The 14,519-nt window shown below is 72.5% G+C and carries 16 protein-coding genes; 5 read left to right on the plus strand and 11 right to left on the minus strand.

Going from position 1 to position 14,519, the window contains the following annotated elements; genetic code table 11:
- Nucleotides 1-5: 5 nt before the first annotated feature.
- Nucleotides 6-2,159: a SpoIIE family protein phosphatase gene (locus FBZ33_RS09380; protein ID WP_141908737.1), complete on the minus strand. Its 2,154-nt coding sequence runs from the start codon at nt 2,157-2,159 to the stop codon at nt 6-8.
- Nucleotides 2,160-2,357: 198 nt separating this feature from the next.
- Here FBZ33_RS09380 and FBZ33_RS09385 point away from each other — a divergent pair, with 198 nt between their 5' ends.
- Nucleotides 2,358-3,167 carry a hypothetical protein gene (locus tag FBZ33_RS09385; RefSeq protein ID WP_141908738.1) on the plus strand — a complete coding sequence of 270 codons (810 nt, stop codon included), beginning with the start codon at nt 2,358-2,360 and terminating at the stop codon, nt 3,165-3,167.
- Between the two features lie 67 nt (nt 3,168-3,234).
- On the opposite strand, the gene FBZ33_RS09390 is transcribed toward FBZ33_RS09385, so the two are convergent.
- On the minus strand, nt 3,235-3,588 hold the full coding sequence (locus tag FBZ33_RS09390; RefSeq protein ID WP_141908739.1) for a DUF6401 family natural product biosynthesis protein: 354 nt from the start codon (nt 3,586-3,588) through the stop codon (nt 3,235-3,237).
- 161 nt (nt 3,589-3,749) lie between these two features.
- Between FBZ33_RS09390 and FBZ33_RS09395 the strand changes: the two genes are divergently transcribed.
- On the plus strand, nt 3,750-4,199 hold the full coding sequence (locus FBZ33_RS09395; protein ID WP_141908740.1) for a hypothetical protein: 450 nt from the start codon (nt 3,750-3,752) through the stop codon (nt 4,197-4,199).
- On the opposite strand, the gene FBZ33_RS09400 is transcribed toward FBZ33_RS09395, so the two are convergent.
- Nucleotides 4,196-4,399 (minus strand): hypothetical protein, encoded by a 204-nt coding sequence (locus FBZ33_RS09400; RefSeq protein WP_099852096.1) that lies wholly within the window; start codon nt 4,397-4,399, stop codon nt 4,196-4,198. The genes FBZ33_RS09395 and FBZ33_RS09400 overlap by 4 nt on opposite strands.
- Nucleotides 4,400-4,557: 158 nt before the next feature.
- On the opposite strand from FBZ33_RS09400, the gene FBZ33_RS09405 reads away from it, so the two are divergent.
- A complete protein-coding gene (locus tag FBZ33_RS09405; RefSeq protein ID WP_141908741.1) occupies nt 4,558-5,805 on the plus strand; it encodes a sugar MFS transporter in 1,248 nt (415 codons plus the stop codon).
- On the opposite strand, the gene FBZ33_RS09410 is transcribed toward FBZ33_RS09405, so the two are convergent.
- The 4 genes from FBZ33_RS09410 to FBZ33_RS09425 form a co-directional block, all read right to left on the minus strand.
- Nucleotides 5,802-6,065: a hypothetical protein gene (locus FBZ33_RS09410; RefSeq protein ID WP_141908742.1), complete on the minus strand. Its 264-nt coding sequence runs from the start codon at nt 6,063-6,065 to the stop codon at nt 5,802-5,804. The genes FBZ33_RS09405 and FBZ33_RS09410 overlap by 4 nt on opposite strands.
- 109 nt (nt 6,066-6,174) lie before the next feature.
- Complete coding sequence (locus tag FBZ33_RS09415) at nt 6,175-6,636, minus strand: SRPBCC family protein (protein WP_088947319.1); 462 nt, start codon at nt 6,634-6,636, stop codon at nt 6,175-6,177.
- 49 nt (nt 6,637-6,685) lie between these two features.
- Nucleotides 6,686-7,102, minus strand: coding sequence for a DUF2795 domain-containing protein (locus tag FBZ33_RS09420; RefSeq protein WP_141908743.1), 417 nt, complete (start codon nt 7,100-7,102; stop codon nt 6,686-6,688).
- 99 nt (nt 7,103-7,201) lie between these two features.
- The gene (locus FBZ33_RS09425) at nt 7,202-8,188 is read right to left on the minus strand and encodes a YihY/virulence factor BrkB family protein (protein WP_141908744.1); all 987 of its coding nucleotides are present in this window, start codon (nt 8,186-8,188) and stop codon (nt 7,202-7,204) included.
- Nucleotides 8,189-8,364: 176 nt separating this feature from the next.
- Between FBZ33_RS09425 and FBZ33_RS09430 the strand changes: the two genes are divergently transcribed.
- Entirely contained in the window at nt 8,365-8,766 is a 402-nt protein-coding gene (locus tag FBZ33_RS09430) for a ChaB family protein (RefSeq protein ID WP_141908745.1), read from the plus strand.
- A gap of 57 nt (nt 8,767-8,823) precedes the next feature.
- On the opposite strand, the gene FBZ33_RS09435 is transcribed toward FBZ33_RS09430, so the two are convergent.
- Nucleotides 8,824-10,257, minus strand: coding sequence for an aldehyde dehydrogenase (locus FBZ33_RS09435; protein ID WP_141908746.1), 1,434 nt, complete (start codon nt 10,255-10,257; stop codon nt 8,824-8,826).
- Between the two features lie 72 nt (nt 10,258-10,329).
- Here FBZ33_RS09435 and FBZ33_RS09440 point away from each other — a divergent pair, with 72 nt between their 5' ends.
- A complete protein-coding gene (locus tag FBZ33_RS09440) occupies nt 10,330-11,937 on the plus strand; it encodes an NAD(P)/FAD-dependent oxidoreductase (RefSeq protein ID WP_141908747.1) in 1,608 nt (535 codons plus the stop codon).
- A gap of 45 nt (nt 11,938-11,982) precedes the next feature.
- Here FBZ33_RS09440 and FBZ33_RS09445 read toward each other — a convergent pair whose 3' ends face one another.
- The 3 genes from FBZ33_RS09445 to FBZ33_RS09455 all read right to left on the minus strand — a co-directional run bounded on the left by FBZ33_RS09445 (nt 11,983) and on the right by FBZ33_RS09455 (nt 14,380).
- Nucleotides 11,983-12,750, minus strand: coding sequence for a polyprenol monophosphomannose synthase (locus FBZ33_RS09445; RefSeq protein ID WP_141908748.1), 768 nt, complete (start codon nt 12,748-12,750; stop codon nt 11,983-11,985).
- A gap of 185 nt (nt 12,751-12,935) precedes the next feature.
- A complete protein-coding gene (locus FBZ33_RS09450; RefSeq protein WP_141908749.1) occupies nt 12,936-13,937 on the minus strand; it encodes an SDR family oxidoreductase in 1,002 nt (333 codons plus the stop codon).
- A complete protein-coding gene (locus FBZ33_RS09455; RefSeq protein WP_141908750.1) occupies nt 13,934-14,380 on the minus strand; it encodes an SRPBCC family protein in 447 nt (148 codons plus the stop codon). The genes FBZ33_RS09450 and FBZ33_RS09455 overlap by 4 nt, the downstream gene beginning before the upstream one ends.
- Nucleotides 14,381-14,519 lie beyond the last annotated feature (139 nt).

A 14,519-nucleotide genomic window follows, 5' to 3' on the forward strand; every position in this document is an offset into this window, starting at 1 on the left:
TCCTCCTACCCTTCGGGCTCTCGGGAATGCGCGGCTGGCGGCGTGAGGATCTCGAACCAGACCGTGGAGCCGCGGACCGACGGGTCGGTGCCCCAGGCGTCGCTGAGCTCCTCGATCAGGCCGAGCCCGCGCCCACGACTGCTCAACGTGTCGGTGCGGGCCCGGGTCACGGTGCCCCGGGTGCCGGAATCGGCGACCGAGACCAGCAGCCGCTCGGGGCTGAGGTCGATCTCCACCCGGGCGGCGGTGCCGGCGTGCAGCAGCGCGTTGGTCGTCAGCTCGCTGGTGCACAGCACCGCCGCACCGATCACCGACTCGGGCACCTGCCACTCGGTGAGCTGGCCGGTCATCCAGTGCCGGACCCGGCTGGGGGCGGTCGGCTCCGCGGGCACCTCCATGCTCGCCGAGCGACTCGGCTTGAGCGCGTGCTCGACTGCCAGCACGGCCACGTCGTCCTCGGTCCCGCCCGGAACCGCGGCGGTGGCCACCGCGCAGAGGGCGCGTGGGTCGCCACTGCCGGCCTTCGCGACGGCGTCACTGAGGGTGGTCAGCCCGGCGGTCAGGCTCTGCCGGCGACGTTCCACCACCCCGTCGCTGAACAGCAGCAGGGTGTCGCCCGGGCGGAACTCGACAGTCGTGGTGCCCGGCCGGCCGCCCAGACCGAGTGGGGGCCCGGCGGGGACGTCCACGTACTCGGCGTGGGAGCGGCCCTCCGGGTCGCCCCGGCGGATGAGCGGGGCGGGGTGGCCGGCACTGGCCAGGGTCAGCTGCCGCCGCTCCGCGTCGATCACCCCGAACACGACGGTGACGAACAGCTCGTGGGTGCCGGCCTCCACGCCCAGGCTGGTCACCAGCCGGTCCAGCCCGGCCAGCACCGCGTCCGGTGCCGGGTCGGACAGGGCCAGCGCGCGCAGCGCGGCCCGGACCTGCCCCATCCGCGCGGCGGCCTGCACGTCGTGCCCGGCGACGTCGCCCAGCACCACGCCCAGCGTGCCGTCGGGCAGCAGGAACGCGTCGTAGAAGTCGCCGCCGGCCGCGTTGCCGTCGACCCCCGGGTCGTAACGGGCCGCGATCCGCAGCCGGGGCAGGTCTGGCAGGTGCTCCGGCAACATGCTGCGCTGCAACAGCTGGGCCGTGCCGTGCTGGGTCTCGAAGCGGCGGGCCCGCTCCGCGGCCTGGCCGATCAGCTCGGCCGAGGCGGCCAGCAGTGCCCGCTCGGCAGGCGACCAGGTGTGCGGGACCTGGTAGCCGACCGCCAGCCCGCCGCGCACCACCGAGGTGCCCAGGGGCAGGGCCGCCATCGAGCGGATCTTCTGGTCGTGGCGGTCCACAGCGGTCTCCCGCAGCGGTTGCCCGTCCCGAACGAACGACGGGCCGCCGGAACGCGCCGCCTGCACCACCGGGGCCGACCAGTCCGCCGGAGCGCGTCGCCAGAGCGGGGGAAGCCGCTCGTCGGCCTCGTCCAGCAACTCGCCACGGACCCGGCGCACCATGCGCCAACCGCCGCCGCCCTCGTCGACCGCGAACGAGACCTGGTCGGGGTCGAACGTGGTGATCGCGTAGCGCAGCGCCACCCGGGCCACGTCGTCGAGGGTGAGCGTGCCGGCGAGCGCCGCAGCCACCTCGCTGAGGCTCTGCAACTGCTCGGTGACGTGGGTGGTCTCGGCCGCGACCGCCAACACGCCGACGATCTGCCCGGCGCTGTCGCGCACCGGCGAGTAGCCCCGGGTGAAGACCGCCTGCTCCACCGTCGGGGAATACCCACGAACCAACGGCAGGGTGGACTCCTTCTCCAGGAACGGCACGCCCTGCCGGTAGCTGCGTTCGATCACCTCACCGACGCCGGGCAGCGCCCAGATCTCCGCGAACACCTCCGCTGCCGGACGGCCGAGGGCGCTCGGATGCTTGTTGCCCAGCAACTCGGCGTAGCCGGCGTTGTAGAGCAGCACGAGGTCGTCGCCGTACGCGAGGGCCATCGGCATCGGCGAGGTGAGGATCAGCTCGACCGCGGCCCGGATCGCCATGTCCCAACTCTCGGGCGGGCCCAGCGGGGTGCCGGCCCAGTCGTGGGCGAGCACGGCAGCGGCCGCACCGGAGCCGGTGGGTGCGTCCGGGCCCGGGGTTGCTGGCATGGGGACTCGCCCGACCGTTCCTGGCATGTCCGCAGCCTAGTCGGCCGACCGGAAAAGGCATCCGATCATGGCCGTGGGCTGTCGCGGCTCCGGTCGCGGTGGCCGTTCGGGCAGTTCAGGGCCCCTGTTCGGCGGCTTGTCGTAAAAAACGCGGCGCTCTGCGCGGACTGCCGCACCGGTAGCCGGGTATGCGCCCGGCGCAGTCCATGCGACAGGAGGGACATCATGCTGAAAACCCTCGCGGTCCGGCAGGCCGACATCGGCGATGCCATCGCCGACACCTGGAGGTCGGTGCTGCTCTTCATCCCGAAGGCAGTGGCCTTCATCGTCATCCTCGTGGTCGGCTGGCTCATCGCCAGAGCCGTCCTCAAAATCGTGGATACGGTGCTGGAACGGGTGCACTTCGACCAGGCCGTCGAACGTGGCGGCATCAAACGGGCCCTGGAGAGAACGAAGTACGACGCCAGCGACATTCTGGCCAGACTGGCGTACTACGCCGTACTGCTGTTCACGCTGCAGTTCGCCTTCGGAGTCTGGGGGCCGAACGCGATCAGTGACCTGATCAGCGGCGTGGTGTCCTGGCTGCCACGTGCGTTCGTCGCGATCATCATCGTGGTGGTGGCGGCTGCGATCGCCAACGCTGTCCGAGATCTGGTCACCGGGGCGCTGGGCGGGCTCTCGTACGGCAAGGTCCTGGCCGACCTGACGGCGATCTTCATCATCGCTCTCGGCGTGATCGCCGCGCTGAACCAGGTGGGTATCGCCACCACGGTGACCACTCCGGTGCTGATCGCGGTGCTCGCCACTGTGGCTGGCATCCTGATCGTCGGTGTCGGTGGCGGCCTCGTGAAGCCGATGCAGAAGCGCTGGGACGGCTGGCTGGACCGGGCCGCCCAGGAGGCACGGGCGGTGCAGCAGCAGCGTCAGGCCACGGCGGCCGGACGGAGCGACGTGGAGCGGCAGATGGCCGACCGCGGGGGCGACCGCACCCAGGCGATGCCTCGGGTGGACGAAGCCCAGCAGTATCGCTCGTAAGGGTTCGTAACGGTACGGCGGTGGGAGGGTGTTCCGCGTACGACGCGGGGTGCCCTCCCCGCGCGCGTCAGGCCCCGTCGAGCGAGCGGGCCAGCGCGCAGACCGCGAGCAGTCGGGTGAGCAGCCATTCCGGCTCGCTCCAGTCGACCGGCCCACCCGGCGGCGTCCACCCGTGCTCCAGGGCAGCCGCGCGGACCCCCTCGGCATAGCCGGCGAGCGCCGCGGCGGTCAGCGGTTCACGGTCCCCGTCGAGGCTGTCCCGCACGGCGGCCGCGTGCTGGTCGACGAGGGCCAGCAGCCCCGGTCGCGCCGCGGCGGCGGTCAGCCCGACAGTGCCGATGGAGACGGTGAGGGCGGCCAGGGAGGACCGCGCCGAGTCGACGGCGGTCCGGGAGGCGACCCGGTTGAACGGCACACGCATGGTGACCGAGGCTAACCGACGGGTGACCGGGTCGACCTCGGCCGCTCGGCGGATGTCGGCTGTGCCACTGGGTGACCAGTGCTGACCGCGGGGGTTGATCCGGCACAGACGGGGCAGCAGGAGAACACCCGCGGATGACGCGACACGGCACGGAGGCACGGATGGGACAGCAGGTGGACGGACCGGACGAGCAGCACCAGCGGCCACCGGGGGTGAGCGACGAGACGGTCGCCGCGCTCGGCAAGCTCAGCGAGGCGCTGGAGTGTGTGGAGCGGGCCCGGGGGCACCTGTACTCCCTGCACCAGTTGATCGGGCACGCCGACCTGATGCTCGACGACGCGGTGGAGCAGTTTCGCGCCGCCGGGCATCAGCAGCTCGCCGAGCGGATCGACACCGAGTTGCGGGGTCGTAACGTCATCGCCGGGCGGTGGACGTTCCAGATCGTCGAGGACTTCGACGACGGCTACCACGCGCTGTTCCGCGAGGTGGACCAACAGGCCCGTGACGAGCTGGTGGGCGGGCGACGCCACCTCTACGAGGCGGAGATGAAGGAGCGCCGCCGCAGTCGGGGCCGGCCGGGGCACGAGGCCCGACCGGTCAGCGAGGGCTAGTCGCCGGTGGCGGGGCGTCGCCGCGCCGCGTCGTCAGCGATGATCACGATGGCCACCATCAGCGCGACGCAGAGGCTGAACAGCCACGACTCGTCAGCGACGAGCCAGGCGGACACGGGTGCCTGCAGCGCGGCGAGCATGAAGCCGAGCCAGGCGAGCCGGCGCTGACGCGTGGAGAGGATTCCGGAGCCTTGATGCATCCCGAAATTCTTACGCGAACACGCCGGGTTGCCGTCCTCCGATCGGTCGATTCTGGATGAGCTGTCCGCTTTCTCGACCGTCCGGACACGACTTCTTTGCGCCGGGGGCGCTCGGGTGCCCACGGCGCTAAGGTGCCCCTGCGGGAGGATGATGCCTCGTGTCCACCACGCCTCCACGGCCCCATGCCTCGCTGCTCCTGCTGGCCTACCTCGCGTTCGTCAGCCTCGGCCTGCCCGACGGCCTGCTCGGCGTCGCCTGGCCGTCGATCCGGGGCGACTTCGGTGTCCCGACCGAAGCGGTCGGGTGGGTGTTGACCGCCGGCACAGTGGGCTATCTCACCTCCAGCGTCCTTGCCGGGTTCACACTGGCCCGGGTCGGCGTGGGCGCGCTGCTCGCCGGGAGCACAGTGCTGGCCAGCCTGGCGCTGACCGGCTATTCCGTGAGCCCCGTGCTGGCCGTGCTGGTGGGCTGTGCGCTGCTGCTCGGTCTCGGGTCCGGCGCGGTCGACTCCGGGCTCAACGCGTACGCCGCCGGGGCCTTCGGGCCGCGCCACATGAACTGGCTGCACGCCTTCTTCGGCCTGGGCGTGGCGATCGGTCCGCTGATCATGACCGCGGTGCTGAGCGGCGGCTTGGCCTGGCGCTGGGGTTACGGCATCGTGGCCGGAGCCCAGATCCTCCTCGCTATCGCCTTCGCGCTCACCGTGCGAGCCTGGCAACGTCGCGTACCGGCCAGCACGGAGGCGGCCGACGCCACACCCGCCGAGATTCCGGCGGTCGTCCGGCTTCCGGTCCGGGCGACGCTGCGAATGCCGGCGGTCTGGTCGGGGACGGTCGCCTTCGCGCTGTACGTGGCCATCGAGGTGTCCGCCGGCCTCTGGGCGTTCCTGCTGCTCACCGAGGGGCGTGGGCTGAGCGCCGCGGTGGCCGGCGGCTGCGTCTCCGCGTACTGGGGCAGCCTCTTCATCGGCCGGGTCGTGCAGGGGGTGGTGGCCGAGCGGTTGGGGGCCGGCCTGGTGTTACGCGCCAGCCTGGCCGGGATGGCCGTGGGCGCGTTGCTGATCGCCGTTCCCGGGCCGGCCGTGCTGGCGGTGGCCGGCCTGGTCGTGGTCGGGTTCGCCGCCGCGCCGGTGTTCCCGCTGCTCACCCTCACCACCGCCGACCGGGTCGGCGCGGCGCACGCGGACCGGGCCATCGGGCTCCAGATCGGCGCGTCCGGCATCGGCGCCGCGCTCGTCCCGGCCGGCCTCGGTGTCCTGATCGGCAACACGTCGGTGCAGGTGCTGGGCTCGGCCCTGTTGGTGCTCGCGCTGGCGTTGATCGTGCTGTACGAGTGGGGCGCTCGTCGCCCGACCGGCCGGCCGGCCGCACACCCGGTGCCCGCGCAGACCGGAGCGGAGGGTTAGCCGACGTCGGGGCCGGTGCGCCCGGTGGTGGACGGGCGGTAGCGGCGCTCCGGATCGGTGTCCTCCCGGCTGTTGCCCTGGGCCTGTCCCTTACGGTCGTCCGCTGCCGGCCCGTGGCCGAACGTCGCCTCTTCCCCCGCGTCGTTGCCGGTCACGTCGTCAGCCTGCCCGTCGAGGGTGGAGCCGGCCACGGCCTGCTCCAACTCTTCCAACGGAAGCCGTTCCTCGTCCCGCCACACCCTGATGTTGTCGTCGGTCATGTCTTCAGCCGTACCCGGGCGCGATGATCGCAAACGGTGGCGTGCGACAAGGCTCGGACACGGCGATGGCCGCCAGGATTCTGGCGGCCATCGGTGTCACTGCTCACGGTCACGGCTGCGGGCGGTCCACCGACCCACGCCAGGCGCCGGTCTCCTGACCGCGCCGCTCGATGAAGGTCTTGAACCGCTCCAGGTCGCCCTTGGCGCGCCGGTCGACGATGCCGAGTTTGTCACCGGCCTGCTCGACCACCCCGTGCGGCTCGAACTCGAGCTGGAGGGTGACCCGGGTCTTGTCCTCGTCGAGCCGGTGGAAGGTCACCACACCGGCCTGCTGGGTGCCACCGGTTGAGCGCCAGGCGACCCGCTCGTCGGGGAGCTGCTCGGTGATCTCGGCGTCGAACTCACGCTTCACCCCGGCGATGTCCACCGTCCAGTGGGTCATCGTGTCGGAGAGCTGCCGGACCTCCTGCACGCCCTCCATGAACTGCGGGAACTCCTCGAACTGCGTCCACTGGTCGTACGCGGTGCGTACGGGCACTGCAACGTCGACATGTTCGGTTACGCCACTCATCAGAGAACCTCCTTCAGTCGCCAGTGGTCGGATCGGGGGGCGATCCTTCTCACCAGCGAGTCGTCTCGTTCTTGTTGCCAAGCGCGGCCCACACCTCGGAGACCGTCTGGTAAACGGTGCCCTCGGGCAGCCGTTCCAGCGCCGCCACGATGTCGTCGGGCGCCTCGTTCTCCCGGGCGCTGGCGATGAGGACCAGGCGATCGCCCGGCAGTGCGCTCATCGAGATGAACCGGCCGAGCCGGCTGCGCTGCTCGACGTCGGCGGAACTCATCCCCTTCGGGGCGCCGGTGCGCGTCTCGCCGGCCGGCACGGTGGTCACCTCCGGCTGGTCCTCGCCAGCCGGTTCCGGGACCCGCGCCTCATCGACCCGAGAGCCACCGGTCCCCGGCCCCTGCACGAGGCCGCTGACCTCCTGGCTCATCTGTTCGTCGATCCTCGGTCCGTGCTTGCTGTTGCCACGCTCCATGCCTTCTGCGCTACCCGGCACCCCGCCCGCTAAACCGGCACCCGGCCACGAACGGGCCCACGGTCCGACCCCGAACCGGACGACCGGTCCCGAACCCGCTCAGTCCTCGGCCGGCTTGCGGGGCGGCAGCACCGGCTCCTCCGGGTCCTGGTCGCCGGCCTGCAACTGCCGCCCGCGCTGCACCTCGGCGTTGATCTGCACGCCCAGCATCAGCGCGGAGTTGGACAGGTAGAGCCAGACCAGGAACGCGATGGCGGCCCCGAGGCTGCCGTAGGTGGTGCTGTACGAGCCGAAGTTGGCAACGTAGAGGCCGAAACCGAAGGTGGCCACCGCCCAGGAGACCAGCGCCACCGCGCCACCCGGGGTGAGCCAGCGAAACCGGGGCTGGCGCACGTTCGGGGCGATCCAGAACAGCAGCGACAGCAGCGCCATCATGATCATGGCGAGCACCGGCCACTTCGCCACGCTCCATACCGTGCGGGCCAGACCACCGGCGTTGACCAGGTCGCCGACCGCGTCGGTGACCGGCCCGCTGACGATCAAGCCGAGGGCGACCACGGCCAGCAGCACCAGGGTGATGGCGGCCAGGCCGATCTGCAACGGCCGCAGCTTCCAGACCGGCCGGCCCTCGTCCACCCCGTAGATGGCGTTGGAGGCCCGGGTGAACGCGCCGATGAAACCCGACGCGGACCACAGCGCACCGAGCAGGCCGAAGCTCAGCAGCAGCTTGGGGTTGCTCTGGTCGAGCACCACCGTGCGGATCACCCCGACCACGCCGTCCTTGTCGTCGCTGAGCACCGCCCCGGCGCCCACCTGGTTGGCCAGGTCGACGACGGTGTCGACGGTCTGCTCGCCGCTGGAGACCAGACCGACCAGGGCCACGATCACGATGGCGGACGGAAAGACCGCCAGGACCCCGTAGTAGGTCAGCGCGGCGGCCCAGTCGGAGCAGTTGTCGTTGACGAAGTTCTGCACGCTGCGGACCAGCACCCCGCGCCAGGTCCGCCAGCTCAGCTGCCGCATCCGGCGGGGCACACGCGTGCCGTGTGCGCCGTCGCGCGTCGTACCGGGCTCCGTGGTCGTCATGCCCGCTCCCTGCGCCCCGGCCACCGGATGACCGGTCGTCCGGTCGGGCCTGGCCCCCGATACCCGGATCGGGAAATCGAGAAACTCACCCGGCGACCCGCCGGTAGCGCCTAGGGTTTGCCGCCGCGGCACCGGGGAACGGTCAAGGTGACCCTGTCGACACGGAGGAGGACGAGATGCCCGGGCGCGAAGACCTGCCCAGCACGCTGCGGCGCTCCCCGGAGAAGGCGCAGCGCACGTGGGAGAAGACGCACGACTCGGCGGTGGAGACCTACGGCGAGGGGCAGCGGTCGCACCGCACCGCCTTCGCCGCGGTGAAGCACCAGTTCGAGAAGGTGGGCGACCACTGGGAGCCGAAGGGCCGCAAGGGCCCGAGCGACCAGCAGGCCGCCGGCGGCGGGCCGGAACGGCGAGCACCCACCGCCGGTGGGGTGGACGCCAACGCCACCAAGGACCACCTGATGTCGGTGGCCCGCAAACTGGACGTACCCGGTCGGTCCAGCATGACCAAGCCGGACCTGGTCAAGGCCATCGAGAAGGCCAACAACCGGGCCACCCGCAAGGCTCGCGGCGACTGACCGCAGCAGACGACGGTACGGGCGGACACACCACCCCTGCGTCCGTCCGTGCCGTTCTCACCAGTTCCCGCCGCCCGGAGCCTCGATGTGCACCGCCTTCGTGGCGGTGAACTCGTCCAGCAGTTCCGGGCCGTACCCGAAGCCCTGCCCACTGGCCCGGCGCGGATGCGCGGCGCCACCCGGCGCGCCCCCGAACACCGCGTTGACCTTGACCGTGCCCACCGGCAGCTCGCGCCAGGCCCGCTGCGCGTGACTCATCGACGCGGTCAGCACCGTGGCGGCCAGCCCGTACGGGGAGTCCGCGGCGCAGCGCAGCGCCTCGTCGAACGAGTCGACGACCACCACCGGCGCGACCGGCCCGAACGTCTCCTCCCGCACCAGCGGCATGTCGTGGCGGCAGTCCGTGACCACAGTGGCCGGGTAGAACGCGCCCGGCCCGTCCGGCACCTCACCGCCGACCAGCGCCCGCGCGCCGGCCGCCACCGCCGACGCTACCTGCCCGTGCACGTGGTCGCGGTGCCGTCGGTCGACCAGCGGGCCCAGCTCGGTGCCCGGGTCCCGACCCGGCCCGACGCGCAGCGCCTCGGCGTGACGCGCGAGCGCGGCCACGAAGTCCCCGGCCACCTCCCGGTGCACGTAGATCCGCTCCACCGCCACACAGATCTGGCCGGCGTTGGCGAACGCGCCCATCGCGGCCTGACCGGCCGCCCACTCCGGGTCGACGCCCGCGTCAACGATCAACGGGTCGCTGCCCCCGTTCTCCAGGAGCACCTTGGCGCCGGTGCGGGCCGCGGCGGCGGCGATCGCCCGCCCGGTCGCGGTGGACCCGACGTGAGCCACCACGTCGACGTCCTGCGCCGCCAGTGCCGCACCGACCTCCGGGCCGCCGGTGAGCAGTGACAGCACACCGGCCGGCAGCGCCTGGTCCAGCGCACGCGCCAGCAGCCAACCCGTCGCCGGCGTCCGTTCGCTCGGCTTGTACAGCACCACGTTTCCGGTCACCAGGGCCGCGCCGAGCAGCCCACAGGACACCGCCACCGGGTCGTTCCAGGGAGTGATCGCGGCGACCACACCGCGCGGCTGCGGCGCGAGGAAGTCCAGCGCGTCGGCTTCGCCGTTCAGCGTCCGCCCGCCGCGCAGCGGGGCCAGCTCCGCGTACTGTCGCAGGGTGCCGACGCCCGCCTCGACGCCGCCGCGGGCGTCCGCCAACGGCTTGCCCATCTCCGCGGTGACCGCCGCCGCCAACTCCTCGGTCGCCGCCGCCACCGCGTCCGCGGCGCGGTGCAGCGCGGCCGCCCGCTCGGCCGGCGCGGTCGCCGCCCACTGCGCCGCCACGTTGCGGGCCGCCTGGGTCGCCTTGCCGACCTCGTCGGCGGTGGCCACCGGCACGGTGCTGACCGGCGAGTCGTCCGCCGGGTCACGCACCACCAGCTCACCGCCGTCGCCGCCGGCGCCCCACACCCCACCCACCAACTGCGCAACCGTGTACATGCGGCCTTGGATGCCCCGGCCTCGGCGAGGCAAACGCGTTTCGCCCGGTTGCGCGCCGGGTAGGCGGATCGGATGACTACCACCGCCGCGCAGAGCGCGGACGCCGTCGTCGTCGGTGCCGGTCACAACGGCCTGGTGGCGGCCAACCTGCTGGCGGACGCCGGCTGGGAGGTGGTGGTGCTGGAGGCCACCGAGGCACCCGGCGGCGCGGTCCGCTCCGCCGAGGTGACCGCGCCCGGCTATCTGAGCGACCTCTACAGCTCCTTCTACCCCCTCGGGTACGCCTCACCGGTGCTCGCCGGCCTGGACCTGGGTCAGCAGGGGCTGTCCTGGCGGCACTCGCCCGACGTGCTGGCGCACCTGCTGCCGGACGGCCGGGCCGCCGTGATCAACCGGGACCCGGACGTCACGGCAGCCTCGCTGGAGCAGTTCGCCCCGGGTGACGGCAAGCGCTGGCTCAACGCGTACACCGACTGGCTCGACGTGGCCGAGCCGATGCTGGAGACCATCACCACGCCGTTCCCGCCGGTCCGCGGAGGGCTCGGTCTGCTGCGTCAGTTGCGCGTCGCCGGCGCGCTGCGGCTGGCCCGGCGCCTCGTGGTGCCGGTGCGCAAGCTCGGCGACGAACTCTTCGACGGCCCCGGCGGGCCGGCCCTGCTGGCCGGCTGCGCCCTGCACACCGACCTGTCCCCGGAGGAGGCCGGCTCCGGGGTGTACGGCTGGTTGCTGGCCATGCTCGGCCAGCAGGTCGGCTGGCCGGTGCCCGCAGGCGGCGCCCAGCAGATCACGAACGCGCTGGTGGCACGGCTGCAACAGCGCGGCGGCGCGATCCTCTACGGCGCGCACGTCGACCGGGTGCTCACCGCCCGGGGCCGGGCGATGGGCGTACGCACGCGGGGCGGCACGCTGTGGCGGGCCCGCCGAGCCGTGCTCGCCGACGTGCCGGCGCCAGCGCTCTACCTCGACCTCGTCGGCGCGGCAGCGTTGCCGTCGCGGCTGGTGGAGGACTTGGCGCACTTCCGCTGGGACGGTTCGACACTCAAGGTCGACTGGGCGCTGTCCGCGCCGATGCCCTGGACGAACCAGCAGCTGGCCGGGGCCGGAACCGTGCACCTTGGCGCGGACCTGAACGGGCTGACCCACTACGCGGGCGAGCTGGCCCGAGGTGAACTGCCCCGGGACCCGTTTCTGCTGGTCGGGCAGATGTCCGTGGCCGACCCGAGCCACTCCCCGCCGGGCACCGAGTCGCTCTGGTCGTACACCCATCTGCCGTTCCGCCGGGACTGGCGGGCCGAGGACGTCGCCGGGCACGTGCAGCGCATGGAGGACGTGCTGGAGGAGGCGGCCCCGGGCTTCCGGCAGCTCATCGTCGGCCGGCACGTGGCCGGGCCGGCCGACCTGGAGAAGGGAAATCCGAGCCTGGTCGGCGGCACCCTCGGCGGTGGCACCGCTGCCGCGTACCAACAGCTCTTCCTGCGCCCGATCCCCGGCCTGGGCCGGGCGGACACTCCGGTGGACCGGCTCTTCCTGGCCAGCGCGTCGGCGCATCCCGGCGGCGGCGTGCACGGCGCTCCCGGTGCGAACGCCGCCCGCGCGGCGTTGGCCCGCGACCGCGCCCTCACCGGGCGTGCCTACGCCGCGGCCATCGCGACGGCCCACCGCGCCGTCTATCCCGACTAACCCCCCGCCCGGCCCTGCCCACAGGCGGGGTGGGGGTGCCGCGGGTCAGCGGGTGATGTTGCGGTGCTTGCTGCGCAGGCGGAACGGCATCAGGGCGCTCTCCACCTTGGTCGCGGTGGTCATCTTGGAGAGGCCTTCCTGCCGCTCCTCGAAGCGGATCGGCACCTCCAGGATGGTGTGCCCCAGCTTGGTGGCGAGGTAGTGCATCTCCACCTGGAAGCTGTATCCGTTGGACTGCACCCGGTCCAGGCCGATGTCGCGCAGCGCGTCGGCACGCCAGACCTTGAAGCCAGCGGTCAGGTCCCGGATGCGCACCCGCAGCAGGGTGTGCACGTAGAGGTTCGCCCAGCCGCTGAGGGCCCGGCGGTACAACGGCCAGTTCTCGTCCAGCTCGCCACCGGGCACGTAGCGGGAACCGATCACCACGCTGGCCTGGGTGGAGAGCAGCGCGCCCAGCATGCCCGGCAGAGCCTCCGGCGGGTGCGAGAGGTCGGCGTCCATCTGCGCCACGTACTCGGCGCCGCCCTCGATCGCCCGTCCCATCCCGTCGACGTACGCGCGGCCGAGGCCCTCCTTGCCGGCGCGGTGCACGACCTCGATCCGGTCCGGATGCTCGATGGCCAGCTTGTCGGCCACGTCGCCGGTGCCGTCAGGGGAGTTGTCGTCGGCGACGAGGATGCGCAGACCAGGCAGCGGCAGTGCGAGAAGTCGCTCCACCAGCGTGGGGAGGTTGCCCGCCTCGTTGTAGGTGGGCACGACGACGGTCAGACGTGCGTCCTGCCACGGCGACGGCAGCTGCACAGGCTCGATCATGCGGGACATCCTCGGATCGCGGACAGGGCTTACCGCAGAGCCTATCCAGTTGTCACATTCGGTTTGAAGAGGCACCCCGTCCGGGCGTTGCGATGCGCCGTCCTGCCGTGTCCACCAATGGATTCGCCGGTCGCGGCGTTGCCAGGTCAGCGCCCGAGGGGGCCGGCCAGCGCTTCCAGGGTCGGTCAGCGCCAGCGACGCGCCACGGCCGCGAGGGTCAGGCCCGCAGCGGCGAGCGCGACACCGGACAGGGCCGGTTTGTGGGTGCCCACCCAGAGCGCGGCCGAGCGGTCGCGCGCCCGGTCGTGGAACACGCCCGCGGTGCCCCGGTCCGTGTCCTCGTCGCCGGGATGGTCGAGATTGTCCCGCCAGGTGGCCGGGTCGATCTTCTCCCCGGTCTGCTGGCTGTCGTAACCGTCGCGGGCCAACTTCCGGTCCAGCAGGCCGGGGAACAGGATGTCGCCCAGCCGGGCCCGCCACGTCGGGCCGCCCACGTTCAGCTCCCTGGTGCCACGGTCGGCGGCCCACAGGATGGCCCGGGCGGCCAACTCCGGCGTGAAGATCGGCGGCACCGGCTGCGGATGCCGGGGAAGCCGGGTGCGGACCCAGGAGAACTGCGGCGTGTTGACGGCGGGCAGCTGCACCATCGACAGCTTCACCCCCGGGCAGTCGTGCAGCAGCTCGGCGCGTAACGAGTCGTTGAAACCCTGGACGGCGTGCTTGCTCGCGCAGTACGCCGACTGCAACGGGATCCCCCGGTAGGCCAACGCGGAGCCCACCTGCACGATCGTGCCCCGCCCGTGCGCCCGCATGTGCCGCAGCGCCGCCAGGGTGCCGTGCACCGTGCCCAGGTAGGTGACCTCGGTGACCCGGCGGAACTCGCGGGCCGGGATCTCCCAGGCCGGCGCGAACACCGACGCCATGGCGTTGTTGACCCACACGTCGATGCCGCTCCACCGGTGCACCACGTCGTCGGCGGCCTGCTGCACCGCGCCCGCGTCGGCCACGTCGACCCGGTACGCGCGTACGTCGGTCGCACCCCGCAGCCGGCACTCCCGCTCGGCGGCGGCAAGGCCCGCCTCGCCCCGCGCCAGCAGCGCCAGCCGGGCGCCCCGGTCCGCGTACGCGTGGGCGACGGCCCGACCGACGCCGGCGCTCGCCCCGGTCACCACCACGGTCTGGGTCACGGGGACCCCTTCTGCCGGGTGGCGATGTCGGCGAGGCGGTCCAGCGTCTCCCGGTTACGCAGGTGCAGCACCAGATCGTTGACCTTGTTGCGGACCCAGCGCAGCGGGCCGGCGGCGAAGTCCTCCCCGATCCGGATGCGGGTGGCGTTCTCGCCGACCGGCTCCAGCGTGAAGGCCACGATCGCCTCCCCGGCCGGCCAGAGGCCGGCCTTCAGCACGAGCCGGTGCGGCGGTTCGCAGACCAGCACCGTCGACGCGTCCTGCAGGGAGAACGGCCACGGCCCGGCCTTGTGGTGCAGTTGGCTGCCCACCCGGGGCCAGGCGTCGTCCACGTCGCGTACGTGTGTCGTCCCGACCACCCAGTCGCTGTACGTCCACCCGTCGGCGAGCACGTCGAACACCTGCCGCGGGGGAGCGTCGATTACTTTCTCCACAATCGCCACTGGGCTTTCATACCCGCGCTACGGCGGGGCTAACGGCCGGCGGGTTAGCTTCTCCCACGCGGCGGGTAAGGCCGATGCGGGGCACCGCTGGGCGCTGGCCACCCCTCGGCGACGACGTTTACTCCTCGGGGCGCAGGGA

It is taken from the genome of Micromonospora sp. A202, from assembly GCF_006715105.1.
Classification (GTDB): domain Bacteria; phylum Actinomycetota; class Actinomycetes; order Mycobacteriales; family Micromonosporaceae; genus Micromonospora; species Micromonospora zamorensis.